Annotated in this window: 23 protein-coding genes; 19 read left to right on the top strand and 4 right to left on the bottom strand. The window is 62.7% G+C overall.

Features of this window, described 5'->3' with window-relative positions; translation table 11 throughout:
• Positions 1-328 precede the first annotated feature (328 nt).
• Entirely contained in the window at positions 329-736 is a 408-nt protein-coding gene (locus tag PG896_RS16330; RefSeq protein WP_010673634.1) for an H-NS family histone-like protein, read from the bottom strand.
• Positions 737-1,085: 349 nt separating this feature from the next.
• Positions 1,086-2,030 (bottom strand): DNA-binding transcriptional regulator DsdC, encoded by a 945-nt coding sequence (gene dsdC, locus PG896_RS16325; RefSeq protein WP_270835937.1) that lies wholly within the window; start codon positions 2,028-2,030, stop codon positions 1,086-1,088.
• 215 nt (positions 2,031-2,245) lie between these two features.
• On the opposite strand from dsdC, the gene dsdA reads away from it, so the two are divergent.
• Both dsdA and PG896_RS16315 read left to right on the top strand, forming a co-directional pair.
• A complete protein-coding gene (gene dsdA / locus PG896_RS16320; protein ID WP_270835936.1) occupies positions 2,246-3,577 on the top strand; it encodes a D-serine ammonia-lyase in 1,332 nt (443 codons plus the stop codon).
• 339 nt (positions 3,578-3,916) lie between these two features.
• Positions 3,917-4,093, top strand: coding sequence for a hypothetical protein (locus PG896_RS16315; protein ID WP_010673631.1), 177 nt, complete (start codon positions 3,917-3,919; stop codon positions 4,091-4,093).
• Positions 4,094-4,159: 66 nt separating this feature from the next.
• Here PG896_RS16315 and icd read toward each other — a convergent pair whose 3' ends face one another.
• Positions 4,160-5,413, bottom strand: coding sequence for an NADP-dependent isocitrate dehydrogenase (icd, locus tag PG896_RS16310; protein ID WP_010673630.1), 1,254 nt, complete (start codon positions 5,411-5,413; stop codon positions 4,160-4,162).
• A 410-nt stretch (positions 5,414-5,823) separates the two neighbouring features.
• On the opposite strand from icd, the gene PG896_RS16305 reads away from it, so the two are divergent.
• Both PG896_RS16305 and PG896_RS16300 read left to right on the top strand, forming a co-directional pair.
• Positions 5,824-6,045, top strand: coding sequence for a hypothetical protein (locus PG896_RS16305; RefSeq protein WP_270835935.1), 222 nt, complete (start codon positions 5,824-5,826; stop codon positions 6,043-6,045).
• A complete protein-coding gene (locus PG896_RS16300; RefSeq protein ID WP_270835934.1) occupies positions 5,988-6,914 on the top strand; it encodes an alpha/beta hydrolase in 927 nt (308 codons plus the stop codon). Before PG896_RS16305 ends, PG896_RS16300 begins: the two co-directional genes overlap by 58 nt.
• Before the next feature lie 84 nt (positions 6,915-6,998).
• Here PG896_RS16300 and PG896_RS16295 read toward each other — a convergent pair whose 3' ends face one another.
• Positions 6,999-7,148 (bottom strand): hypothetical protein, encoded by a 150-nt coding sequence (locus PG896_RS16295; RefSeq protein ID WP_010673628.1) that lies wholly within the window; start codon positions 7,146-7,148, stop codon positions 6,999-7,001.
• Positions 7,149-7,706: 558 nt separating this feature from the next.
• Between PG896_RS16295 and PG896_RS16290 the strand changes: the two genes are divergently transcribed.
• From PG896_RS16290 to pgl, 15 genes are all read left to right on the top strand, one after another.
• Positions 7,707-8,000 (top strand): hypothetical protein, encoded by a 294-nt coding sequence (locus tag PG896_RS16290; protein ID WP_113069941.1) that lies wholly within the window; start codon positions 7,707-7,709, stop codon positions 7,998-8,000.
• A 246-nt stretch (positions 8,001-8,246) separates the two neighbouring features.
• A complete protein-coding gene (locus PG896_RS16285; RefSeq protein WP_270835933.1) occupies positions 8,247-10,367 on the top strand; it encodes a hypothetical protein in 2,121 nt (706 codons plus the stop codon).
• Positions 10,368-10,370: 3 nt separating this feature from the next.
• Positions 10,371-11,132 (top strand): DUF3142 domain-containing protein, encoded by a 762-nt coding sequence (locus tag PG896_RS16280; RefSeq protein WP_270835931.1) that lies wholly within the window; start codon positions 10,371-10,373, stop codon positions 11,130-11,132.
• Positions 11,119-11,334, top strand: a complete 216-nt coding sequence (locus PG896_RS16275) for a hypothetical protein (RefSeq protein ID WP_185975464.1) — start codon at positions 11,119-11,121, stop codon at positions 11,332-11,334. The genes PG896_RS16280 and PG896_RS16275 overlap by 14 nt, the downstream gene beginning before the upstream one ends.
• Complete coding sequence (locus PG896_RS16270; RefSeq protein WP_143237833.1) at positions 11,331-11,798, top strand: GNAT family N-acetyltransferase; 468 nt, start codon at positions 11,331-11,333, stop codon at positions 11,796-11,798. Before PG896_RS16275 ends, PG896_RS16270 begins: the two co-directional genes overlap by 4 nt.
• A 73-nt stretch (positions 11,799-11,871) precedes the next feature.
• A complete protein-coding gene (locus tag PG896_RS16265; protein WP_270835928.1) occupies positions 11,872-12,789 on the top strand; it encodes a pseudouridine synthase in 918 nt (305 codons plus the stop codon).
• A gap of 64 nt (positions 12,790-12,853) precedes the next feature.
• On the top strand, positions 12,854-13,321 hold the full coding sequence (locus PG896_RS16260; RefSeq protein WP_010673620.1) for an NUDIX hydrolase: 468 nt from the start codon (positions 12,854-12,856) through the stop codon (positions 13,319-13,321).
• Positions 13,322-13,624: 303 nt separating this feature from the next.
• Positions 13,625-14,731, top strand: a complete 1,107-nt coding sequence (gene mnmA, locus PG896_RS16255; RefSeq protein ID WP_010673619.1) for a tRNA 2-thiouridine(34) synthase MnmA — start codon at positions 13,625-13,627, stop codon at positions 14,729-14,731.
• 347 nt (positions 14,732-15,078) lie between these two features.
• The gene (gene hflD / locus PG896_RS16250) at positions 15,079-15,690 is read left to right on the top strand and encodes a high frequency lysogenization protein HflD (protein ID WP_010673618.1); all 612 of its coding nucleotides are present in this window, start codon (positions 15,079-15,081) and stop codon (positions 15,688-15,690) included.
• Between the two features lie 30 nt (positions 15,691-15,720).
• On the top strand, positions 15,721-17,091 hold the full coding sequence (purB, locus tag PG896_RS16245; protein ID WP_010673617.1) for an adenylosuccinate lyase: 1,371 nt from the start codon (positions 15,721-15,723) through the stop codon (positions 17,089-17,091).
• Positions 17,092-17,243: 152 nt separating this feature from the next.
• Positions 17,244-18,374 (top strand): ribosomal protein uL16 3-hydroxylase, encoded by a 1,131-nt coding sequence (locus PG896_RS16240; RefSeq protein WP_049636809.1) that lies wholly within the window; start codon positions 17,244-17,246, stop codon positions 18,372-18,374.
• 403 nt (positions 18,375-18,777) lie between these two features.
• Positions 18,778-20,190, top strand: coding sequence for a pyruvate kinase PykF (gene pykF / locus PG896_RS16235; protein ID WP_010673615.1), 1,413 nt, complete (start codon positions 18,778-18,780; stop codon positions 20,188-20,190).
• A 149-nt stretch (positions 20,191-20,339) separates the two neighbouring features.
• Positions 20,340-23,657: a mechanosensitive channel MscK gene (gene mscK, locus PG896_RS16230; RefSeq protein WP_270835927.1), complete on the top strand. Its 3,318-nt coding sequence runs from the start codon at positions 20,340-20,342 to the stop codon at positions 23,655-23,657.
• 120 nt (positions 23,658-23,777) lie between these two features.
• Positions 23,778-24,386, top strand: a complete 609-nt coding sequence (locus PG896_RS16225; protein ID WP_053288264.1) for a LysE family translocator — start codon at positions 23,778-23,780, stop codon at positions 24,384-24,386.
• Between the two features lie 57 nt (positions 24,387-24,443).
• A complete protein-coding gene (pgl, locus tag PG896_RS16220; protein ID WP_053288263.1) occupies positions 24,444-25,442 on the top strand; it encodes a 6-phosphogluconolactonase in 999 nt (332 codons plus the stop codon).
• Positions 25,443-25,540: the final 98 nt, after the last annotated feature.

The following is a 25,540-nucleotide window of genomic DNA, read 5'->3' as shown; positions in this document are numbered from 1 at the left end:
AATATCTGGAAACGGTACTCAATGCGGGTCTCAAAAAACTGGGTGAAATTTAACAAAATGTTCACGCTCTCACCCTGATCCATGATCGTTTCTCACAAGGGACGAAGATACACGGGCTGTATGAGTCCTCAGTGCGTATAAGTGGCGAGGTGGCGTGGAAGATGATGCGCCACCTTTATTGGGCACATGATGGTCATGGCTATTCCAGACGAGGCTCTCCAATTAACCAGAGTAACCTGCGCAATTGGGTTTTACTGCGACATCATCTGAACCCTGAAAATAATAATGCCGCCCTGCAGGCGGCATTATCGAGAATCGGATCCGGCGATCAGATCAGGAAATCGTTCAGATCCTTGCCAAGCGCAACTTGCTCGGCGATGGCCTTGGGCATACGACCCTGACCGGTCCAGGTCTTCTCCTGACCGTCTTCCTGATACTTGTATTTCGCAGGACGGGGAGCACGCTTGCTCTTGGTGGTGCCCGCCGCAGCCGGAGCCGCCACGCTGCCGATCAGCTCACGGGGATCGATACCAGCCTGTTGCAGCATTTCGGTGAATTCATTCAGTTTGCGCTGACGCTCTTCCTGTTCGGCGCGTTCCTGTTCAACGGACTCGGCACGCTCGTTATATACCAGGTCAAACTTTTCTTTCGCTTCTTGCAGTTGCTCAAACGGCAGTTCACGAATGGCAGCGCGCAAGCTGCGAATGTTCAGCAGAACCTTCAGAAACTCGTTCATTACTTCCTCACAGAATTATTTTTGTATGTCACAGGGATAACACGATTTGAGAATAGCATGCCCATTGGATAACAACATAATGTTTTTATACCATCCGGCAAAGCGCTGACACCATATGGACATTATTCACCGTGGTTAATTCCCTGCCTGATACTTATTGGGAATACTCTCACAGACTTTATTTCCTTTTTTCCCCGGTTAATCTCAGGCTCACCTCATCCGTTGCACACGGTGTTATCTCTTACCCGCGTCGCTCTGCGCCAGGTCATTTAGCAGCAGTGCCGGCCCTTATTGTACAAATAGTGCGCTCATGAGCATGACCTTCGCAGACAATAAACCAGGTCCCGTTTCAAGGTGCCCCTTGCGCCTGATCCTGTATCCAGCGGATGAATGCCTGGATCTTGGGACACTGGCGATGAGGGAGGGTCGCCAGGTAATAACGCGGCTCGCAGCGCACCGCCATATCCGGGAAGGGCATCACCAGCGCTCCGCTCGCCAGCGCCTGGCTTGCCAGCTGCCTGCGCCCCATGGCGACACCGGCGTGGTGGGTGGCGGCAAGGATCGCCAGATCCGCTCGATCAAATCCCATGTGTGACGAGCAGACCTCCAGGGAGAGATGCCAGTGACTCCCCCAGGTGCGCCACTCGTCGCTGTCGGTGTCCAGGCCCCAGGCCTGCCTGTCATGGAGCAGGCGGCACTGCTGCAGATTCCTCACCTCCCCCATCAGACCGTGGTCGCTGGCGTATTGCGGGCTGCACACCGGCACCATGTATTCATCCATCTGGGGGTGGATGGCCAGGCCCGTCGGGGTTCTGGCATCGAAGTTGAGGGTCAGATCGATGCCGTAGCCGTGCAGGTTTATGTGCTCGTTGCCCGTCAGCAGGTTGAGCTCGATGTGAGGATGCAGACGGGAAAAATCGGCGAGCCTTGGCACCAGCCAGCACTGGGCGATGGAGGGGCGCGAGTGCAGCGTCAGAGATCCCGACAGCGCCTGCTCCCTGATCTCCAGCACCTCCTGATTGATGAACTCCAGGGAGGAGGTGAGCGCCCAGAAGATGCGCTGCCCCTCCGTGGTCAAGGCCACCTTGCGGTGAAAGCGCTGGAACAGCAAAAACCCGAGCGCCTCTTCCAGGGCCGAGATGCGGTGGCTCACCGCGCTTGGGCTCAAGGAGAGCTCGTCGGCGGCGAGCGCAAAGGAGCCGTGGCGGGCCGCCGCCTCGAAGGTGTGGAGCCTGGCGAGCTGATGGCTGCTGAGCAGCTTGCTCCTCACCCCCGGGTGCTCATCGCGTTGCATGGTTGGGCCTCCCTCTCTTTTATCTGGCAGATGATACCAGAAGGGCGAGGTTTGCATTCACCAGGAAGACTCAACTCACCCGTATGCGAAGAGACAGCAGGGTAGATGACCATTTGCATCAACTGCGCTCATCCAAGCCACGCGTTTTATCATTTGTCACGGCAACGCTGGTGCCATTCAATGGGATGATTCCGTCACCACCCCGAGAGGCTTTCATGACACACACCGACATTGCCGGGCTCATCGCCCGCTTCCCCCTGCTCGAACCGCTGATCGCCCTCACCCCTGTGACCTGGTTCAATCCGGGGGCCACCTCCCTCGCGGAAGGATTGCCCCATGTGGGGCTCACCCGGCACGATGTGGCCGCCGCCTCCGCCCGGCTCGCCCGCTTCGCCCCCTACCTGTGCGAGGCCTTCCCCGAAACCCGCGCCAGCCACGGCATCATCGAGTCCGGGATCGCCGCCATCCCGACCCTGCTGGGGACCCTCAATGGGCGCTACGGTGTCGAACTCACCGGCAGCTTGCTGCTCAAACAAGACAGCCATCTGCCCATATCCGGCTCCATCAAGGCGCGCGGCGGCATCCACGAGGTACTGGCCCATGCCGAACATCTGGCCATCCAGGCTGGGCTGCTGCGCGAGACGGATGACTATCGCACGTTGTTATCGGACGAGTTCCGCCACTTCTTCAGCCAGTACAGCATCGCGGTGGGGTCGACCGGCAACCTCGGCCTCTCCATCGGCATCATGAGTGCCCGCCTCGGCTTTCGCGTCACCGTCCACATGTCCGCCGATGCGCGGGAGTGGAAGAAGCAAAAATTGCGCGAACATGGCGCCATCGTCGTGGAATATGCCGACGATTACGGGGTGGCGGTGGAGCAGGGGCGCAAGGAGGCCGAGCGCGACCCCGCCTGTTTCTTCATCGATGACGAGCACTCCCGCACCCTGTTCCTAGGCTATGCGGTGGCGGGCGAGCGGGTGAAAAAGCAGTTCGACGAGATGGGCATCAGGGTGGATGCCGACCATCCGCTCTTCGTCTACCTGCCTTGCGGCGTCGGCGGTGGCCCGGGCGGGGTGGCCTTTGGTCTCAAGCTGGCGTTCGGGGACAACGTGCACTGCTTCTTCGCCGAACCTACCCACTCCCCCTGCATGCTGCTCGGGGTCCACACCGGGTTGCACGATGCCATTGCGGTGCAAGACCTTGGCATCGACAACCTCACCGCCGCCGACGGCCTCGCGGTGGGACGCGCCTCCGGTTTTGTCGGCCGCGCCATGGAACGCCTGCTTGCGGGCTTCTACACCCTGAGGGATCAGGAGATGTACGACCTGCTGGGGCTCCTGGCCCGGGATGAAGAGATCCGGCTCGAGCCCTCGGCACTGGCGGGCATGGCAGGCCCCTGGCGAGTGGCCGCCAACCTTGAGTGGCAGAGTGGGCAGGGACTGGATGCAGCCAAGATGGCCGGTGCCACCCACCTGGTGTGGGCCACCGGCGGCGGCATGGTGCCCGCCGAGGAGATGGAAAAATACCTGGCCTGCGCCCGGATCTGATCTTTTTTTCGCCCCCGTGACCCGCCGACCTGGCGGGTTTTTCTGCTGCGAGATCAGCAAGATGGCACCTCAGCCCTCGCCCCCATGACACAGACGGCCAGACTGCTGGACAGCCTGATTTGTCATCCAGCCCCACCGACTGGTTATTTTGTGATACGATAGAGACCGTTTTTTGACATCTGCGCCCCGTTGTCCCCTTTTTCCGGTGAGATAACCACCGGTTCCGGCGACCAACACCTGCCGGGCGCAGCACAACATGTGCCCAGTTCGAATCGCTCCTGCGCGACCTTGATGCCAGGAGCATTCCCCTCTGGGCACCTTAGATAAGGAGATCGGGCGATGAAACAATATCAAAGCTGGTTGGGACAATATCTGATGAGCCGCCGTGACGGAGACCACGCCATGGCATCCGAGCTCGCCAGCTCCATCTGCGAATTCTGGCAGGCCCGTGGAGATGAGGCCGAGACCAGCAAATGGCAGCAGATCTACGAGCAGCACGTGGAAAAAACCACCTGACGACCTGCTCTCCTCCATAAAAAAACCGGCGCTCATGGCGCCGGTTTTGCATTTCAACGACCTGGATCACATCTGGTCGATCATGTCCTGGGCGAACTGGGAGCAGGAACGCAGGGTAGCCCCTTCCATCAGACGCTCGAAGTCATAGGTGACGGTCTTGTTGGCGATGGCCGCTTCCATCCCCTTGACGATGAGGTCAGCCGCCTCGGTCCAGCCCAGGTGGCGCAGCATCATCTCGGCAGAGAGGATGAGGGAGCCCGGGTTGACCTTGTCCTGACCAGCGTATTTCGGCGCGGTGCCGTGGGTGGCTTCGAACAGGGCAACGCCATCGCCGATGTTGGCACCCGGCGCGATGCCGATGCCGCCGACCTGGGCCGCCAGCGCGTCGGAGATGTAGTCGCCGTTGAGGTTCATACAGGCAATGACGTCATACTCGGCCGGACGCAGCAGGATCTGTTGCAGGAAGGCATCGGCGATGACGTCCTTGACCACGATGGTCTTGCCGGTTTTCGGGTTCTTGAAGGAGCACCAGGGGCCGCCGTCGATGAGCTGGGCATCGTACTCTTTCTGGGCCAGGGCATAGCCCCAATCCTTGAAGGCACCTTCGGTGAACTTCATGATGTTGCCCTTGTGCACCAGGGTCACGGAGTCGCGATCGTTGTCGATGGCGTACTCAATGGCGGCACGGACCAGACGCTCGGTACCGGCCTTGGACATGGGCTTGATGCCGATGCCGCAGGACTCGGGGAAGCGAATTTTCTTCACGCCCATCTCGTTTTGCAGGAAAGCGATCACCTTCTTGGCTTCATCGCTGTCCGCCTTCCACTCGATGCCGGCGTAGATGTCTTCGGCGTTCTCGCGGAAGATCACCATGTCGGTCAGCTCGGGGTGCTTGACCGGGCTCGGGGTCCCTTCGTAGTAACGGACCGGGCGCAGGCAGACGTAGAGATCCAGCTCCTGGCGCAGGGCCACGTTGAGGGAGCGAATACCGCCGCCGACCGGGGTGGTCAGCGGGCCCTTGATGGCCACGCAGTATTCACGAATGAAATCCAGGGTTTCGGCCGGCAGCCAGGCACCTTCGCCATAGACATGAGTCGACTTCTCGCCGGTATAGATCTCCATCCAGGCGATCTTGCGCTCGCCTTTGTAGGCTTTCTCGACCGCAGCATTCACCACATTCAACATGGCCGGGGTCACGTCCACACCGATACCATCCCCTTCGATAAACGGAATGATGGGATTGTGGGGAACCTGCAGCTTGCCGCTGGCATCGACTGTGATTTTCTGGCCCTGGGTCGGGATAACTACTTTGCTTTCCATCGGCATCTCCTAACTTCCGTTTGTTATCAATCTGATCGTTGCGCGCGGCCATCTTAAGCCCATCCATTTGCATAATCAAATAGCGGGCGTGCATGTCAGACCATAGTCGGGGAGTGGATCACAGTGCGCCTGAGGATCCCCTCCTCCCTCGCCGCCCTCAGGTCCTGACGAGGCGCAGGCCCCGTCCATCCGGACCTCTTCCTCTAGTGATGACAGCGTCTCCCTGCCCTCACCGCCCCGAAGGCGCCACTCCCCCAAATCCCGTTCGCCTTTACATCGTCGTAACCCCTTTGGCGAGGCAAGGCACGCCGGGGGACAGGCTGCCGGATCCGGACTAGGCTCTTTGCCAGTGATCGGGGCGCCCGGGGCGTGGCCGGTCATGAAGAGAGCACGACAACAAGGAGAACACCATGTTTATCGTCACCAACCGGATGGTCAACGAGCAGGGCAAGACCCCCAGCGAGATCTTTGGCGAAAAACCCGCAGAGGGCCCCAACGAACTGCGCCTCGCCGAGGCCCGGCGTCAGGGCAAGCAGTGGCAGCTGGACCTGCTGCCGGATCAGATCACCGCGAGATGGCCGCCAGCGTCGGCCTTGACCCAGACCTCCCCCACCCGGCCAGCGCCTATGTAGCGCGCAAGCTGCTGGAGCGCTGCGCCGGGACCGGCAGCACGGCCAAGCAGAAGCTCAAGACCGGCAAACACCTGCTGCTGTTCGTACACGGCTTCAACAACGATCTTGACGATGTGCTGGAGCGAGCCGCGGGGCTCGAGGCCCGTTACGGTGTCGAGGTGCTCTGCTTCAGCTGGCCCGCCAATGGCGGCGGCGCCCGGGGCGTGCTGAGCTACAAGAGCGACAAGCGCGATGCCCTGGCCTCGGCCGGGGCCCTTGACCGGGTGCTGGAGAAGATGAAGGGGCTGCTCGACGAGTTCAACGGCCAGTATGTGACGCAACTGGAAGAGAAAGCCCAGAAGAAGTTCACCGACAACGGCGAGGCCTGGGATCGCTACTTCGCCAAGGAGGTGAACAAGCGCTGCCCCTTCACCATCAATCTGCTGCTGCACAGCATGGGCAACTACCTGTTCAAGCACCTGCTGGGCAGCACCACCTACCACGCCAACCAGCTGCTGTTCGACAACATCATCATGGCCGCCGCCGACACCAACAACGAGCTTCACGCCCAGTGGGTCGATCGCATCCAGTGTCGCAACCGCCTCTACATCACCATCAATGAGTGCGATGGTGCCCTGATGGCATCGCGCATGAAGATGGGGGAGCAGCAAAAGGCGAGGCTCGGCCACTACACCCGGCGGCTGGACGCCAGAACGGCCACCTACGTGGACGTGACCAATCAGCCCCATGTGGGGGACTCTCACGCCTACTTTGAAGGGGATGCCCTCGCCAACGAGAAGGTGCTGCGCTTCTTCCACACCGCCTTCAACGGCGGCACCGGCGAGCGCGCGGAGCTGTTCGATGCGGCCCAGAACCTCTATCGCCTCTAGCCACTGCGCAAAAAAACCACCGCCCCGAACAGGGCGGTGGTTGTTCATTATGCGCTCACTCGGTGGCCACAAGGCCGCCAGGGGCTAGTGTTCTGCCGCTTCCGGCTGGGGCGCTTCGCTGCGCTCCCGTTGCAGTTCATCGACCCTGGCCTGCCATCTGTCCTGGGCCTGTTTTTGCCCCTGGGACTCGAATTCCTGGCGCATGGTGTCGATTTTTTGGTCAAGTTTTTCCATCAGGATGTCTCCTTACATCTCGGGTTACACACTGGCTGACGGCACTGTTTGGCCAACCTGCTCACCCGATTGGACACCAGGTTTTCCCCAATTGTCCAACAAAATAAACGATTGATTATGCAAAAACCAATCTAGAAAATGGGTTGAAGCTCCTTATGAAGCCCCAACCATCCCCCTGAAAACGCCTGATAAAAACACCATTTTTGCCATTTATATCAATATCTTGATATTTATCACTCGCTCAATGACGCCCTTGAGATCGGCATGACGAGTGTATGCACATTTTTTTTCACAAAAACGCCCCGCTCTCCAGGTTTTGCGACCGGAAAGGCCCCCTTGTCCATCCAAAAATACGATGGGTTATGACACAACCCATCTCTTTAATGGATAGATAATCCCCAATCCCGGCCCTGCGGCTTGCCAACCCGACCACCAGCAGGTTCGCTTGTTACCCATCCGGGCATATCCCGCCCCACTCCCGCCCCGATAAAATGAAGCCGCACCACGCCTGCTGAGCGGGTTGTTGCCGCCCTCATCCCCTCTCGTCGGAGTCATGACATGGATCTCTTCTGGTGGTTTGCCCTGCCCGTCGCCGCAGGCACCTTCTATGGGTGCTATTTCTGGAACCAGCGCCATGCCCAGCCCGACTGGCTGCGCCTGCCCACCCGCGCCGACTACCTGCACCAGCATCCCGAATGCGCCATCGACCATGAACTGGGGGCGCGCTGCTGCGCCTGCGGCTCCGACAAGGTGCTGGGCCACCCCCAGACCGGCTGGCCTGATCATCGCTTTCGCCACACCTGCCTCGCCTGCGGCAAGGCGCTCTTTCGCACCGAAGAGCCCCCTATATAAGCATCCACATTCGCCCTTTTTGTATGGCGATGTATGGCGATGGCAGATACTGACACCCGCAAAGCTGCAAAGAGCACATGCTCGGGACAGGGGGATGGCGCAGGCGTCTTGACAGGGAGAGCGCCGACCAGGTCAGAATGGGTTGTCGTTTGTGACCCTCTTTCGTACTATTGCCCGCCACTGCGAACCCCCTTTTCCGGCCCGGGCGTCACGCACGGCGCGGGCCCACAAACGGATAGCGATCCCATGACATCTCTGACCCACTGCTCGGTGCTGGCGATGACGCTGGTTGCACTGCCCGCCCTCGCCTCCGGTGACGGTGACGGGTGCGGCTTCTGGCTCACCGACTGCCCTCTCCCCACCTATCCGCTCTATCTCAACGAGAACGACACCCGGGGCAACCTGCTGATGCTGCTGGGGGATGCCCAGCATCACCCCCTCCCCTTCACCCTGCCGGCGGATCCGCTGAACGAACGCAGCCAGCCGCTGTTCTACCTCACCCGCCTCCCCCAGCCGGAGGAGGTGGAGGACCCGGCGCTGCGCGAGCAGCTCGGCAGCCGGCTGGCCGCCTACGACCCGTCCCTCCCCCCGCTGCTCGAGCACTACGCGGGCCACGACTCCCTCTACGGCCACGCCATCTCCAACTCCCTCTCCTCGGTCAGCTCGTTTCTGGACGCCCTCGAGCAGAGCGAGGTGCCCGCCCCGGAGCGCACGTCGCTGCTGCGAAGCCGTCTGCTGATCCTGGGGCAGCAGGAGAGCCCGGCCCCCGCGACCGAAATGAGCGGTGCTGCCCTGGAGTGGCAGGGGTATCTGCAGGCCGCCCGGCACTTCTACGAGAGCCGCTTCGAGGAGGCCCGCGCAGGCTTTGCCGCCTTGCAGCAGGCCAAGGCCCCCTGGGTGGCCGAGAGCGCGACCTACATGGTGATGCGCACGGAGATCAACCTCGCGATGAAGGAGGCGAAGGACGAATACGGCGATCAGGACGTGATCAGGAGTGACAAGGAGGCCCTTCGCCGCGCCATGGCCCAGGGTCAGGCCTATCTGGCGGCCTACCCGCAAGGGCGCTACGCCAGCTCGACCAGAGGACTGTTCAGACGCATCCAGTGGATGGCCGGTGATCTCGGCGCCCTGCGGGATGCCTATGACGAGGCCATGGCAACCCGCCAGCCCTTGCCGGCGCTGGAGGCCCTGGTCAACGAGATTGATCTCACCCTGCTCAGTGGCGATGCCTATCGCCATCAGGCGACCTATCAGGACTCGGCCCAGCCGGCGCTGCTGTTCGTCAATGCCCTGCGGGGTCTCAGACCGACCTATGAGCGGCCGCGGGACTGGCAAGATGCCCAGCTGGACGACGCCATCGCGCACCTGCAAAAAACCGGTCACCAGGCGCAGGCGGCCTATCTCAAGGCCTACGCCCTCTTTTTGGACAAGCAGTTCGAGCAGGTGCTGGCCCTGCCCTCCCCGGGGCAGGAGGACGCCACCCTGGCATTCAGCCACCAGATGCTGCGCATCTGGGCCTGGCAGGGCATGAAGGCCTTCGACAAGGCCGAGCAGGCCCTGATGGCGCTGGTGGCCTCCCCCCTGGGTCAGGCCCAGCAGGCGTTCGTGGAGAACGTGCTGGCGGATCACTGGGTGCGCACCGGCAACACGGCCGCCATCTTCCAGCCGGGCAGCCCCATCACCCAGCTGCGCATCCGCACGGCCGTGCTCAAGCAGGAGGCCGAACCTGCCCTGTTGCGCCAGCAAGCCAGTCAGGGCCCGAGCGCGGCGGAGCGGCAGATTGCGCTCCATACCCTGCTGGTGCGGGATCTCATCGCCAGCGACCCGGCCACCTTCTTGCAGGATGTGGCCCTCATCCCCGCCGATTACAAGGAGGCGACCCCTCCCGCCGACGCGCCCTGGGAGCCCGTGCCCAACGGGGATGTGCGCCTCTCGGCGTTCCAGTGGCGCGGAGAGGGGACGCCCCAGGGCTACCACTGCCGGGATCTGGCCCAGACCCTTGGCACCCTGGTGCAGCGCCCCGACGATGGTCATGCCCTCAACTGCTTCGGGGAGTACCTGCGCAGCCGGGATCCCCATATCGACCTGTGGCAGGATCGCGAGATGATCTGGGGGCTGGCGCAAGACGAGCGTCCCACGTTCCCGAGTCGCCTCGCCCTCTATCAGGCCGTGATGGCCAACCCCAAGGCAGAGCCCGAAGACAAGAGCTATGCCCTCTATCGCGCCATCCAGTGCTATGCCCCCTCCGGCTACAACAGCTGCGACAGCCAGGAGATCCCCAAACGCACCCGGCAGGCCTGGTTCAACACCCTCAAGCAGCGCTATGGCAACTCGGTGTGGGCCAGATCCCTCAAATACTACTGGTGAGCCATGAGCAGACCCCCTGAACGCGCCCTGCTGGCGCTGCTGCTGACGGCCCTGGCCACCCCCCTTGAGGCCAGTGTCGATGCCAGCGCCTATCACGGGTTCTGGCTCTGGTCCGCCACCCGCCACCAGCCGGTACTGGAACAGGCCAGCACCCTCTATCTGCATCAGGGGGAGATCCTGGACAGGCCCGGCGGTCCCCGCTTCGTCAAGCTGGGGCGGGTTCCCTCCCCCCTCAAGGCCGGGCAGGTCTGGCTGGTGGTGCGTGTCAACGCCCTCCCCCTCTCCCCGGCCCACGAGCAGGTGCTGGTGCGCCTCTACGAGGGGTGGCGCGCGGCCGGGGCCAGGGTGGCGGGCATCCAGATCGACTTCGATGCGGCGACCCGCCAGCTCGATCGCTATGGCAATGCCCTGCAACAACCGCGGCGTGCCCTGCCTCCCGGGTGCAAGCTCAGCGTGACGGGGCTGCTCGACTGGGCGAAAACGGGGGACGTGGCAGAGCTCAATCGCCTGCCCGTGGACGAGCTGGTGATCCAGACCTATCAGGGCACGCGCACGGTGCCGGGCTATCAGGCCTATCTGCCCGCCATGGCGCACCTGACCATCCCGTTCAAGGTAGGGCTGGTGCAGGATGGGGAGTGGGATCCCGCCTGGCAGACAACACTGGCCGCCTCCCCCCACTACCGGGGTGAGGTGGTCTTCCTGCTCAACCGCCCGGCGCCGCTCCCGGGGACCAGTCCCCCTGTTCCCCGGCATGACGCCCACTGAGACGCGGGTGAACCCCATCGGGACACAGGGGCAAGGACGTGCCCACGGCAAGCAGCCGTGGCAGACCCTGATCCGGCTGGTGGCATCCACACCGGGCGAGATGCCGTGCGAGAGGAACGCCGTCCGGGCCACCACATCGGTCAAGCCCGCCATCGTGCTGCGCGGCGCGCGCCGTCACAAACAGGGAGAGAAACAAGGATGACGTTTGTCGAGATGAACCCCGCCCACCTGCCGCTGGCCCTGCTGCTGGAGGCCGATCCCGCCGCGTCGCGCATCGCCGCCTACCTGCCCGGGGCCTGGGGCTTTGCCGCCCTGGCGGACAACGAGGTCGTGGGGGCCTGCGTGGCGGGCCTGGTGGGGGAGCAAACCGCCGAGATCTTCAACATCGCCGTTGCCCCCAACCGCCAGCAGCAGGGCATCGGCTCCGGCCTGCTGCGCTTCGTGCTGGAGAACCTGGCCGGGAAGGGGATAGGCCGCGTCGAGCTCGGTACCGGCAGCTTCGGCCACCAGCTCACCTATTACCAGCGCCACGGCTTTCGCGTCCATGCCGTCGTGAAGGATCACTTCCTCATCCACTATCCCGAGCCCCTGATGGAGCACGGCATCCAGCACAAGGACATGCTGCGCCTCTCCCTCGCACTGGCGCCGGACACCGCCTCCCCCTGACCCGAGAGGGAAGCCCCGCCCTCCCCCTGATGGCCGCCCCCTGTGGTACACTCCGCCATCCCCTGTTTTTGGTATGCATGCGATGAAATCAGCCCGCCCCCGTCTCTCCCTCTCCGCCCGCCCTGACGCAGGCCGCACGGCCAGCGGGCCTACCACGGCGCGCCCATCCCAACGCCGGGAGGCCCGGCACCCAGGGAGCGTCAACGAGCGCAAACCGGCCCCCGCCCCGGCGGCTCGCAAGCTGCTGCTCCTGAACAAGCCTTACATGGTGCTCTGCCAGTTCACCGACGAGGCGGGCCGCGAGACCCTCAAGGATTACATCAAAGAGCCCGGCATCTATGCCGCGGGCAGGCTGGATCGAGACAGCGAAGGGCTCTTGCTGCTCACCAACGACGGCAAGTTGCAGGCACGCCTCACCCAGCCGGGAGAGAAGACCCCCAAGACCTACTGGGTGCAAGTGGAAGGCATCCCGAGCGAGGAGAAACTGGCCGCCCTTCGCGCCGGTGTGGAGCTCAACGACGGCATGACCCTGCCCGCCGGGGCGCGCATCATGGATGACCCTGCGGTGTGGCCACGCAACCCGCCCATTCGCGAGCGCAGGGAGATCCCCACCTGCTGGCTGGAGATCAAAATAGTGGAGGGGCGCAACCGCCAGGTGCGGCGCATGACCGCCCACATCGGCCACCCCACCTTGCGCCTCATCCGCTACGCCATCGGGGAGTGGACCCTCGATGGGCTGGCGCCGGGAGAGAGCCGCGCCCTGCCCGCCCCCGAGCTGGCACCCGCGCCACGACCAGCCGCCACGCAAGGCAAAGCACGGGCATCCGCCGCAGCGGGGGGCACTGGCCGCAGCGCCCCCCGCACCGCTCGGCCAACAGATCAGGAGCCACCCCAGGGGCGGGACCGCCGCGGGGCAGACCCGCGCCCCGGCAATCGCAGCGGCGGGCGCACCACCGCCCGCCGTCCGGCTCGCCCCAAGCCCTCTGAATGAAGGCGACAGCGGATCTGCATCGAGCGCCCCTGCCGGTGCACAGCCAACAAGACAAGGAGTCCTTATGAGCGATCACCCACCGCTGCCCACCCGCCTCACCGTGGCCGCCCTGGTGCACTGGCAGGGGCGTTTCTTGCTGGTGGAAGAGGAGATTGCGGGCAAGCGCCGCTTCAACCAGCCCGCCGGCCACGTGGAGCCGGGAGAAGATCTCATCCAGGCGGCCTGCCGCGAGCTGAAGGAGGAGACGGGACTCACCGCCGCCCCCACCGGCTGGCTCGGGGTCTACCTCTTCAAACCGGCGGACAGCGAGGCCACCTTTGTGCGCACCGCCGTCATCTTCGACCTTGAAAAGTCGCCCGGTCAGCACCATCCAGAGGATCCCGACGGTGACGTACTGGCCTGTCACTGGCTCAGCCTGGAGGAGATTGCCGAGTGCAAGCCCGCCCTGCGAAGCCCCCTGGTGTGGCAGTGTATCCAGGACTATCTGGCAGGCACCAGGCTGCCGCTGTCGGCCCTCAAGGCCTTCATCTGAGAGCCTGCCCACGCTCTTACTGCGAGACCATGATCAAGGCTCATGTGCTGCTCGGAATCCTCACGTATATCTATACGTTCCGGTTCCTGCGCTGCTCTTTACCTTGCTGACGGCCTCTCGTGACAGATCGTGAACAGGCTATGCGGGACCGTTTGGCGCCATTTTTTCATCATGGCGCCGACAAATAGAAAAACGATTTCCCGCCGCCGGGCTTCCAAGGGGAACGGCGGCAGGGAGATGTGACCGGGGGCGCAAAACTCTGGTAGAATACGCCCCGTTTAAACGAACTGGTAACTTCGACTAATGACAGACAACAGCCAAATCAAGGTGATCGTCGGCATGTCCGGCGGCGTGGATTCTTCCGTCTCGGCCTACCTGCTCCAGCAGCAGGGCTACCAGGTCGAAGGCTTGTTCATGAAGAACTGGGAAGAAGACGACACGGACGAGTACTGCTCTGCCGCCCAGGATTTGGCTGATGCCAAGGCCGTCTGCGACAAGCTGGGGATGAAACTCCACACCATCAACTTCGCCGCCGAATACTGGGACAACGTGTTCGAGCACTTCCTGGAAGAGTACAAGGCGGGTCGCACCCCGAACCCGGACATCCTGTGCAACAAGGAGATCAAGTTCAAGGCGTTCCTGGAATTCGCCGCCGAAGAGCTGGGGGCCACCTACATCGCCACCGGCCACTATGTGCGCCGTGACGACAGCACCGGCCGCCCGCGCCTGCTGCGCGGCCTCGATACCAACAAGGATCAGAGCTACTTCCTCTATACCCTGAGCGAAGCCCAGGTGGGTCAGAGCCTGTTCCCGGTCGGGGATCTGGAAAAACCCGAGGTGCGCCGCATCGCCGAGCAGCTGGATCTCATCACCGCCAAGAAGAAAGACTCCACCGGCATCTGCTTCATCGGTGAGCGCAAGTTCAAGGACTTCCTGGCCAAGTTCCTGCCCGCCCAGCCCGGTCCCATCGAAACCGTGGACGGCAAGATCATCGGCGAGCATCAGGGGCTGATGTACCACACCCTGGGCCAGCGCAAGGGGCTTGGCATTGGCGGTCGCAAAGATGCCACCGAAGAGGCCTGGTACGTGGTGGACAAAGAGGTGGAGCGCAACACGCTCGTGGTGGCGCAAGGGGAACACCCCCGCCTCTACTCCGACGGCCTGGTCGCAAGCCAGCTGCACTGGGTGGATCGCACCCCCATTCGCGCGCCGCGCCGCTGCACCGTCAAGACCCGCTATCGGCAGGAAGACATCCCCTGCCTGATCCAGCCCATCGACGACGAGACCATCCGGGTCATCTTCGACGAGAAGCAGGCTGCGGTGACCCCGGGCCAGTCCGCCGTCTTCTACGACGGGGAAGTGTGTCTGGGCGGCGGCATCATCGAACAACGTTTCAGCCATCCGGTCTAAGGGCTGGGCGCTCACGAGCGTCCGCGCTGTACTCCCTTCTCCCCTCGCGGGAGAAGGGTTGGGGATGAGGGGGTAACCACCCTCACCCTGACCCTCTCCCTGAGGGAAAGGGGACAAAGAAAAACAGTACCAGGCAGCGATACATGATTGGCAACGTCCAGGCCGGATCATGGCATCGGCCGGTGAATGAACAGAACAGGGCTGTGAAGACATGGCCGACACATTCTAGGCCGGATAATGGCATCGGCCGGTGAAAGAACAGAACAGGGCTGTGAAGACATGGCCGACACATTCCAGGCCGGCTCATGGCATCGGCCGGTGAAAGAACAGAACAGGGCCGTGAAGATATGAGCGACAAATTCCAAGACAGAACCATGGCCTTCGCAGGCATCTGCCAGGCCGCCTATCTGGTGCAGAAAGTGGCCCGTGACGGCTCCTGCGACGAAGCCTCCCTGCGCGAGAGCCTGCAAAGCATTCTGGTCACCAACCCCACGCAGCCGCTGGAAGTGTTCGGCAGCCACCTGGCCATTCGCGACGGCTATCGCGCCCTGGTGGAACAGCTGGGGGCCGACGGCAGCCAGAAGAATGCCGAGCTGACCCGCTACGTGGTGAGCCTGATCGCGCTGGAGCGCAAGCTCGCCAAGCGCAAGGACATCCTCAACATGCTGGGGGAGCGGATCAGCCAGATCGGCCGCCAGCAACAGCATTTCGATCTGCTCGACGAGCAGATCCTGGCCAACATGGCGAGCATCTACAGCGACCTTATCAGCCCCATCGGGCCGCGCATCCAGGTGGCGGGCACCCCGCTGTTCCTGCAGCAGCCCCTGGTGCAGCACAAGGTGCGCGCCCTGCTGCTCGCAGGCATCCGCGCCGTGGTGCTGTGGCGCCAGCTCGGCGGCAGCCGTACCCAGATCATCTTCGCCCGCAAGAAGATGGTGGAACTGGCCAAACGATTTTAACCCCCACACCAATCATCAGGAGTTCACCCCATGGAGCTGTCCGCGCTGACTGCCGTTTCCCCGATTGACGGTCGTTATGGCGACAAGGCCGATGCCCTGCGCCCTATCTTCTCCGAATTCGGTCTGCTGCGTTTTCGCGTCGAAGTCGAGGTGCGCTGGTTGCAAAAACTGGCCAGCCACGCCGGGATCCCGGAAGTCCCTGCCCTGAGCGAGGCAGCCAATGCCGTGCTTGACGGCATCGTCAGCAACTTCAACGAGCAGGATGCCGCCCGCATCAAACAGATCGAGCGCACCACCAACCATGATGTGAAAGCGGTGGAGTACTTCCTGAAAGAGAAGGTGGAAGTGAACCCGGAGCTGGCCGCCGTCAGCGAATTCATTCACTTCGCCTGCACCTCGGAAGACATCAACAACAACTCCCACGGCCTGATGCTGAAGACCGCCCGGGAAGAGGTGATCAAGCCTTATTGCGAAAAGCTCATCAGCGAGATCAAGCGCCTGGCCGTCGAGTACCGCGACATGCCGCTGCTCTCCCGTACCCACGGTCAGCCGGCGACCCCGAGCACCATGGGCAAGGAGATGGCCAACGTCGCCTACCGTCTGGAGCGCCAGCTCAAGCAGATCATGGCGGTGGAGCTGCTGGGCAAGATCAACGGTGCCGTGGGCAACTACAACGCTCACATCAGCGCCTACCCGGATGTGGACTGGCACCAGTTCTCCGAGGAGTTCGTCACCTCCCTGGGCCTGACCTGGAACCCCTACACCACCCAGATCGAGCCCCACGACTATATCGCCGAGCTGTTCGATGCCCTGGCCCGCTTCAACACCATCCTGATCGACTTTGACCGTGACGTCTGGGGTTACATCTCCCTGGGTCACTTCAAGCAGCGCACCATCGCCGGCGAAATCGGCTCCTCCACCATGCCCCACAAGGTCAACCCCATCGACTTCGAGAACTCCGAAGGCAATCTGGGTCTGGCCAACGCCGTGTTCCAGCACCTGGCGAGCAAACTGCCCATCTCCCGCTGGCAGCGTGATCTCACCGACTCGACCGTGCTGCGCAACCTGGGTGTGGCGGTGGGTTACTCCCTGATTGCCTATCAGGCGACCCTGAAGGGCATCTCCAAGCTGGAAGCCAACGCGGACGCCATGGCCGCCGATCTGGACGCCAACTGGGAAGTGCTGGCGGAGCCCATCCAGACCGTGATGCGCCGCTACGGCATCGAGAAGCCCTACGAGAAGCTCAAAGAGCTGACCCGTGGTCGCCGCGTCGACGCCGAAGGGATGCGCACCTTCATCGACACCCTGGAGTTGCCGGAAGCGGTCAAGGTAGAGCTGAAGAAGCTGACCCCGGCCAACTACATCGGCGACGCCCAGCGTCTGGTCGATCTGCTGAAATAAGTGATGTAACCGAACCGGCGGGGGCTCTGTCATGACGGCAGGGCCCCCGTTGATTTTGGCCCATTTGATATGATCACCCTCTATCGGGCCATTTCAGAGCCCTTGCCCAAGCCCGCCTTGGGCAAGCCCTCTCACAAGATACGAGAAGCACCATGTACCAACTCAATCTGGATATCGCTCACTTCCTCGAGCACTACTGGCAGAAGCGCCCGCTCCTCATCAAGGGCGGTTTCACCGACTTTCAGGATCCCATCAGCCCGGACGAACTGGCGGGTCTGGCCATGGAGGAGGTGATCGAATCGCGCCTGGTCACCCGCTTCAACAACCAGTGGGAGGCGGCCCACGGCCCCTTCGAATCCTACGATCACCTGGGGGAAGAGAACTGGACCGTGCTGGTGCAGGCGTGCAACCACTGGGTACCCGAGGTGCACGAGCTGGCGGTGCCCTTCCAGTTCATCCCGGGCTGGCGCTTTGACGATGTGATGGTGAGCTTCTCCACCCCTCACGGCGGTGTCGGCCCCCACATCGACAACTACGACGTCTTCATCACCCAGGGTCAGGGCAAGCGTCACTGGCGGGTCGGCGATGCCAAGCCCTTGAACGAGTTCGCCGCCCACGCGGCCCTGCTGCACTGCGAGCCGTTCGAGGCGATCATCGACGTCATCATGGAGCCGGGCGATATCCTCTACATCCCGCCTGGATTCCCCCACGAGGGCTACGCCATCGAGCCCTCCCTGAACTTCTCGGTGGGTTTCCGCGCACCGGACGCCAAGGCCCTTGTCTCCTCCTTTGCCGATCACCTGATCGACAACGAGATCCGCACCGAACGTTACGGCGACCCGGACCTCCAGCCCCGCGCCCGCCACGGGGAGATCCAGCCCCACGAGCTGCACCGCCTGCGGGAGCTGATGCAACAGGCCCTCGACGACGAGACCCTGTTCAAGGAGTGGTTCGGCACCATGATCTCCGAGGCCAAGCACGATCTGGACGTCAATCCGGTGGAGCCGGACTACAGCGCCGACGAGGTGGCCGACCTGCTGAGCCAGGGGGAGCCCGCCATCAAGGTGCCGGGGTTGCGCAGCGTCTGGTTCAGCGGCGAGAGCCGCACCTGCTACATCGACGGCGAAGCCTGGACCCTGCCAAGCGAGGATCCGGCCGCCATCGCGCTCCTGTGCGACAAGGACATCATCACCCAGGACGCGCTGGTGGAACTGGCCGATCAGGCGGGCTTCCTGCAACTGCTGACCCGGCTGGTCAACCGCGGCTACTGGTTCTTCGGCTGATCCAGAGGGCTGCCGCCCCTCCCGGCGTGCCGGGAGGGGCGCGTTTTTTTCCGCTGTAGGCCAACCGGCTCCTGCCTTGCGCTGCTTCGCCCTGACGCCACGGGAGGGAGTGACTACACTGGATGACGGCCAACGGCATCGGGCCGGATCGCCCCGGCAAGGGGGCCCTGTTGTTTGTCATTTAACAACATGGGATCGGGCAGGATGCGGGGCCAGAAATGGGAACCAAATGGCCTCAGTTGCGGAAAATCAATTATTTTAGCCCCTAAAATGAGCTGTGAGCGAAAACGTTATCTTTCAAATTGAGGCCGTTTTCGCTCAAAACGTTGTTTCTGGATCATAAAAAGTATCCAAAAACTGGTGTATATTGCACGGCGGAAATTCCTTAACCATGAAGACTGACATGAAAAAGACCAAAATCGTCTGCACCATCGGTCCCAAGACCGAATCCAAAGAAATGCTGGGCAAGATGCTGGATGCCGGCATGAACGTCATGCGCCTGAACTTCTCCCACGGCGACTACGCCGAACACGGTGGTCGCATCAGCAACCTGCGCGCTGTCATGGCCGAAACCGGCAAGCACGCAGCCATCCTGCTGGACACCAAGGGTCCGGAAATCCGCACCATCAAGCTCGAAGGCGGCAACGACGTCTCCCTGGTCGCCGGCCAGACCTTCACCTTCACCACCGACCAGACCGTGGTGGGCAACAAAGACAAAGTCGCCGTCACCTATGCCGGTTTTGCCAGCGACCTGCGCGTCGGCAACCGCATCCTGGTTGACGACGGCCTGATCGGCCTGGACGTCATCGAAATCACCGAGCGCGAAGTGATCTGTAAAGTGCTCAACAACGGTGACCTGGGCGAGAACAAGGGCATCAACCTGCCGGGCGTCTCCATCAAGCTGCCGGCCCTGGCCGAGAAAGACAAGCGCGACCTCATCTTCGGTTGCGAGCAAGGCGTTGATTTCGTTGCTGCCTCCTTCATTCGCAAGAAAGAAGACGTGCTGGAAATCCGTGAGCACCTGAAAGCCCACGGCGGCGAGAACATCCAGATCATCTCCAAGATCGAAAACCAGGAAGGCCTGGACAACTTCGACGAGATCCTGGCTGTCTCCGACGGCATCATGGTTGCCCGTGGCGACATGGGTGTCGAGATCCCGGTAGAAGAAGTGATCTTCGCCCAGAAGATGATCATCGAGAAGTGCAACAAAGCCCGCAAAGTGGTCATCACCGCCACCCAGATGCTGGACTCCATGATCAAGAACCCGCGTCCGACCCGTGCCGAAGCCGGCGACGTGGCCAACGCCATCCTGGACGGTACCGACGCAGTGATGCTGTCCGGTGAGTCCGCCAAGGGCAAGTACCCGCTGGAAGCCGTGACCATCATGGCCACCATCTGCGAGCGTACCGATGCCGTGATGCCGTCCAACCTGTCTGCTGCCAATGACAGCAACAAGCTGCGCATCACCGAAGCGGTCTGCAAAGGCGCGGTAGAGACCTCCGAGAAGCTGGACGCCCCGCTGATCGTGGTTGCCACCGAAGGCGGCAAGTCTGCCAAGGCCATCCGCAAGTACTTCCCGAAAGCCTGGATCCTGGCCATCACCACCAACAAGAAGACCGCTGCCCAGCTGGTGCTGACCAAGGGTGTGGTTGCTCACGTGGTTGACTCCATCGCCTCCACCGACGACTTCTATCGCATCGGCAAAGAAGCCGCGCTGGAAATCGGCATGGGCGTGAAGGGTGACGTGGTTGTCATGGTCTCCGGTGCCCTGGTACCGAGCGGTACCACCAACACCGCCTCCGTTCACGTACTGTAATCCGTCCTGAACCGATGAAAGCGGCGCCTGCGGGCGCCGTTTTTTTTTATCTCTCCCCCTGCTGCCCCTCTTGCGCCGGTGCTAGAATCCACGCGGATTTTACCCTGGTGGAAAATCCCCCGAACATCGCATAATCACCCGGACGCTTTATGCTCTCAACACGCTTCAAAAGAGCCTCGGCCACCCTGCTGCCGCTGCTCTGTTTACTCATCACCTTCTGGACCCCGAGCACCCTGGCGCAGGATCTGCCCCAGCGCGCCACCGTGCAGCGGGCGCTCGACGCCCTCGGCAAATCGGACACCCCCACGGCCAGCCAGCAGGCGGACCAGAAGTTCCTGACTGACACCCTCTCCCTCCTCGACAGCATCGACAAGGAGAAGACCAAGGCCAAAACCCAGAGCGAACGCCTGCGCACCCTGCCGGCAGAGCTCAAGGAGATCGGCGCCAAGCTCGACGCCCTGACCCAGGGCAAAAGCCCGGAGCAGCTCAAGAGCGAATACGCCACCATGAGCCTGGCGGAGCTCGATGCCCGCCAACCCGAGATCATGGCCAACATGCAGGCGGCCCAGGAGGCCCTTGGCACCATCGGCAGCCAGATCACCAACCTGCAGACCCTGCCGGAGCGGGCCCAGGCCAGCATGAGCCGCGCCTATCAGCGCAGCCAGGAGATCCGCACCCGCCTCAACGCCGGGGACGGGGTGAGCAGCGCCGAGAAAATGAAGCTTAATGCCGAACTGGCCCTGCTGGATCTGCAACTGGCCAACCTGCAAAAGGAGCTGGACAACCGCACCAGCATGCAGGATCTGGTGGTCAAGCAACGGGACTACCAGAGTGCCCGTCTCGCCAGTGAAGAGCAGAAACTGCAGGCATTGCAGGAGCAGAGCAGCGCCAAGCGCCTGGGGGACACCGAAAAGACCGCCGAAGAGACCGGCGAACTGGTGGCCGCCGAAGACAACCCCCTGGTGCAAAAAGAGCAGGAGCTGAACTACCAGCTCAGCCAGCAACTCATCAGCTCCACCAACAGCCTCAACACCCTGGCCCAGAAGAACCTGCAGGCGAAGAGCATGCTGGAGCGCGGCACCCAGACCGAGCGCAACCTCAACGAACAGGTGCAGATGCTCAAGGGCAACCTGCTGCTCTCGCGCATCCTCTATCAGCTCTACCAGCAACTGGAAGCGGCCCCCTCCACCCTGGTGAAGAACCTGGAGGAGCAGATCGCCGACCTGCACCTGGCCCAGTTCGAACTGAGCCAGCAGCGTGACCAGCTGTTTCAGAAGAACCTCTATCTGGACAACTTGATCGCCAGCAGCAGGGAGCCGGTCAGCGAAGAAGACAAGGCCAGCCTTGCCAAACTGCTCGATACCCGTATCAATCTGCTCGACCAGCTTAACCGCCAGCTCGACAGCCAGCTTACCAACGCCATCAGCCTGCAGCTGACTCAGCAGCAACTTGCTCGTACCCATGCGGCCATCGAATTTACCCTGCAACAGCACATCTTCTGGGTGAGCAGCAACAAGCCCATCGATGGCAAGTGGTTTATCAATTGGCCTTCACAGGCTTATAAACAAGCCTCCGACTGGGTATTGAAACCGGATTGGACACGCTGGCGCGAAGAGCTGTTGGGGATCTCCCTGCTCGCCTTCCCGCTGTTGCTGATTGGCGGTCTGCTGCTGTGGAAGCGCGGCACCCTGCTCGAGCGCCAGAAGAAGATCGTCAAGGATCTGGGACGTTTTCGTCAGGACAGCCAGTGGCATACCCCCCGTGCGCTGCTGTTCACCGTGCTGCAACGCCTGCCGGGCAGCCTGTTTATTCTGGCTGGCGGCCTGTTGCTCAGCTATAGCGGTCTGCTCAGCCCCAAATTGATGTTCCAGATCACCATCAATCTGGCTCTGGGTCATCTGGTGTTCAGCGTCTACCTGGCCGTCATGCGCCCGGGTGGCATCGCCGAGACCCACTTCCGGATCCCGAAAGCGGAGCTGCAGGCCAAGCACACTAGCATGCGCTACCTCTGGCTGCCCCTGCTGCCCCTCATCATGCTGTCGACCAAGGCGGTGGTGGAGCCCTCCTCCCTTGGCAACGACGTCATCGGCCAGGGCATGACCATGCTGCTGCTGGGGCTGACCGCCTACCTGGTGCTGCCCATCTCCCGCGCCCGCATCAAGGGCGAGGCGAGCATGTTGCAGACCCTGACCGCCGTCGCCCTGGCGCTGGCGCCGGTGGCCCTGATGGTGCTGGCAGCCCTTGGCTACTACTACACGGCCCTGAAACTCACCGGCAGGCTCATCGAGTCCTTCTACCTCATCATCATCTGGGGTCTGGTCTATCGCACCGCCCTGCGCGGTCTTGAGCTGGCGGCCCGTCGTCTGGCCTATCGCCGCGCGGTCGCCAAGCGGGAACACAAGACCCAGGAGGATGCGGAAGGGGGCGAAGCCATCGAAGAGCAGCCCATGGATCTGGAAGAGGTCAGCCAGCAGTCCCTGCGTCTGACCCGCATCATGCTGCTGCTGGTGTTCGGCGTCGCCTTCTACTGGCTCTGGTCTGATCTGGTGGCGGTCTTCACCTACCTCGACAGCGTGGTGCTGTGGCACAAGAGCGAGGGGACCGGGGCCAACGCCGTGCTCTATCCCATCAGCCTGAGCGACGTGCTGACCGGCCTCTTCGTGTTTGGTGCGGCTCTGTCGCTGGCCCGCAACCTGCCGGGCCTGCTGGAGGTGCTGGTGCTCTCCAAGCTGCGCCTCGCCCAGGGCACGGCCTACGCCTTCACCACCATGCTCAACTACCTCCTGATCGGGGTGGGCAGCCTGACGGCGCTGGCCATGCTCGGGGTCCAGTGGGAGAAGCTGCAGTGGCTGGCCGCCGGTCTCTCGGTCGGTATCGGTTTCGGCATGCAGCAGATCGTCTCCAACTTCATCTCGGGCATCATCATCCTGTTCGAGCGCCCGGTGCGGATCGGCGACACCGTCACCATCGGCACCATCTCGGGCACGGTCAACAAGATCAGGATCCGCTCCACCACCCTCACCGACTTCGACCGCAAGGAGGTGATCATCCCGAACCAGCAGCTGATGATAGAGCGGCTCATCAACTGGTCCCTGTCCGACACCGTCACCCGGGTCATCGCACGGGTCGGGGTGGCCTATGGCTCGGATCTGGATCTGACCCGCAAGCTGTTGATGCAGGCCGCCATGGAGAACAGCCGGGTGCTGAAAGACCCGGCCCCCATCGTCTACTTCCTCACCTTCGGGCCCAGCACCCTGGATCACGAGCTGCGCTTCTTCGTGAGCGAGCTGGGGGATCGCAACCCGGCCATCGACGAGCTGAACCGCCGCATCGACGTGCTGTTCCGCGAGCATGGCATCGAGATCGCGTTCAACCAGATGGACGTCTACATCAAGAACATGCAGGGAGACGAACAGAAGGTGGAATCCCGCCCGGCGCTGCCGCCGGCAGGGAACCAGCCCGTCTGATCCCGCCCACTTCACAGGCCCCGTCACGGGGCCTGTTTTTTTCTGCCCGCCCCCCGCCTTGGAAAGCGCAGATCGCCCCCAATATAGGGAAGACAACGGACTGTCTGCACGAGGAACCCAATGGACTCTCTCTACGCCGTGGTGCTCTTTGCCATCTCGGCATCGGTCACCCCCGGCCCCAACAACATCATGGTGATGAGCGCCGGCGCCAGCGTCGGGATACGCAAGAGCCTGCCCCTGCTCATGGGGATCTGCGTCGGCTTTACCCTGATGCTGTTGCTGGTGGGGCTGGGCTTTGGCCAGCTCTTTACCCGCTTCCCCGAACTCCACATGTTCATCAAGTGCGCGGGCACCCTCTATCTGCTCTATCTTGCCTGGCTCATCGCCCGCCCGACGGACGGGATGGCTGACAGCAACGGGACCCACCCGTTCGGCTTTTTCAAGGGTGCCCTGTTCCAGTGGGTCAATGCCAAGGCCTGGGTGGTTGCCACCGGCGCCATCGCCGCCTTCACCAGCGCGGGGAGCGACCCCTTTGAGCAGCACCTCGTCATCGCCCTGACCTTCTTCATCGTCTCTTTCCCCTGCGTCGGACTCTGGCTCCTGTGCGGTTCCCTGCTCAAGCGCTGGCTGGCAAACGATCTTGCCCGTCGCCGCTTCAACCAGGTGATGGCGGCCCTGCTGGTACTGTCAGTGGTGCCCGTCATTCGCGAGATCCTGATCCCCGCCTGAGACGCCGGGACTCCCCTTTCCCTTGACCCGACGGATGGCCGTCGCAAAGGAGATGCAATGCAACAAGTGGTCTATGTGGCCAACCCGGTGAGCGGGTTGATCCATGTGTTTCGCCTCGAAGCAGGCACCCTCGCCCCGCTGCAGGAAGTGCAGACCGGCGGCGAGGTGCAGCCCCTGGTCATCAGCCCCGACCGGCGCTGGCTCCATGCGGGGGTGCGCCCCGATTTTCGGGTGCTGAGTTTCCCCATCGCCGCCGATGGGCGGCTCGGGGCCCCGACCTCGGCGCCGCTGCTCGGCAGCGCCTCCCACACCTGCACGGACGACAGCGGCCGCCTCTTCTTTGCCGCCTCCTACGCCTTCAACCACGTCACCGTCTCCCGCCAGGATCAGGCGGGCCGGATGCAGCCCCCTCACCAGCGTCTCGACCACCTGATGGCGGCCCACTCGGTCACCTGGCTTGCGGGGCAAAACGGGGAGCAGGAGCTGCTGGTGGCCTGCCTGAAGGAGGATAGGGTGCGCCGCTATGCCCTGGTGGACGAGAAGCTGGTTCCCCATCCCTTGGGGGACATTCACACCGCCCCCGGCGCCGGGCCCCGCCATCTGGCCCTGCACCCGGACAACGGCGATCTCTATTGCCTCAACGAACTCGATGCCACCCTCAATCGCTACCACAGGGAGGCGGACGGACAGATAGTGGCGCGCGAGAGCCTGGACATGCTGCCCCCAGGCTATGAGGGGGAGCGCTGGGGCGCCGACCTGCACCTGACCCCGGATGGACGTTTTCTCTACACCAGCGAACGGGCCAGCAGCCTGCTCACCCTGTTCGGCGTCTCCCCCCAAGATGGCGCCCTCACCCCCCTCGGCCACTTCCCGACCGAGGCCTGTCCCCGGGGCTTTGCCATCGACCACAGCGGCCACTGGCTCATCGCGACCGGGCAGCAATCCCATGAGGTGGCACTGCATGCCATCGACCCCGAAAGCGGCCAGCTCACCCCGAGCCCACGGAGCGAGGTGGGCAAGGGGGCCATGTGGGTGAGGGTGCTCGCCCTCCCCTGAGATGGCGAAAAACGGGCATAAAAAAAGGTTCTTCGCGGGATCTTGGGGAAGTGGAAGTTGACAGACAGGGTGCTGGTAAACTGGCTGTCTCCAAACAC

The sequence above is a fragment of the Aeromonas sp. QDB30 genome (assembly GCF_027707645.1).
Taxonomy (GTDB): Bacteria; Pseudomonadota; Gammaproteobacteria; order Enterobacterales; family Aeromonadaceae; genus Aeromonas; species Aeromonas caviae.
The sequence above is the reverse complement of the archived record's forward strand: the minus strand, read 5'-3'. Positions and strand labels throughout refer to the sequence as shown.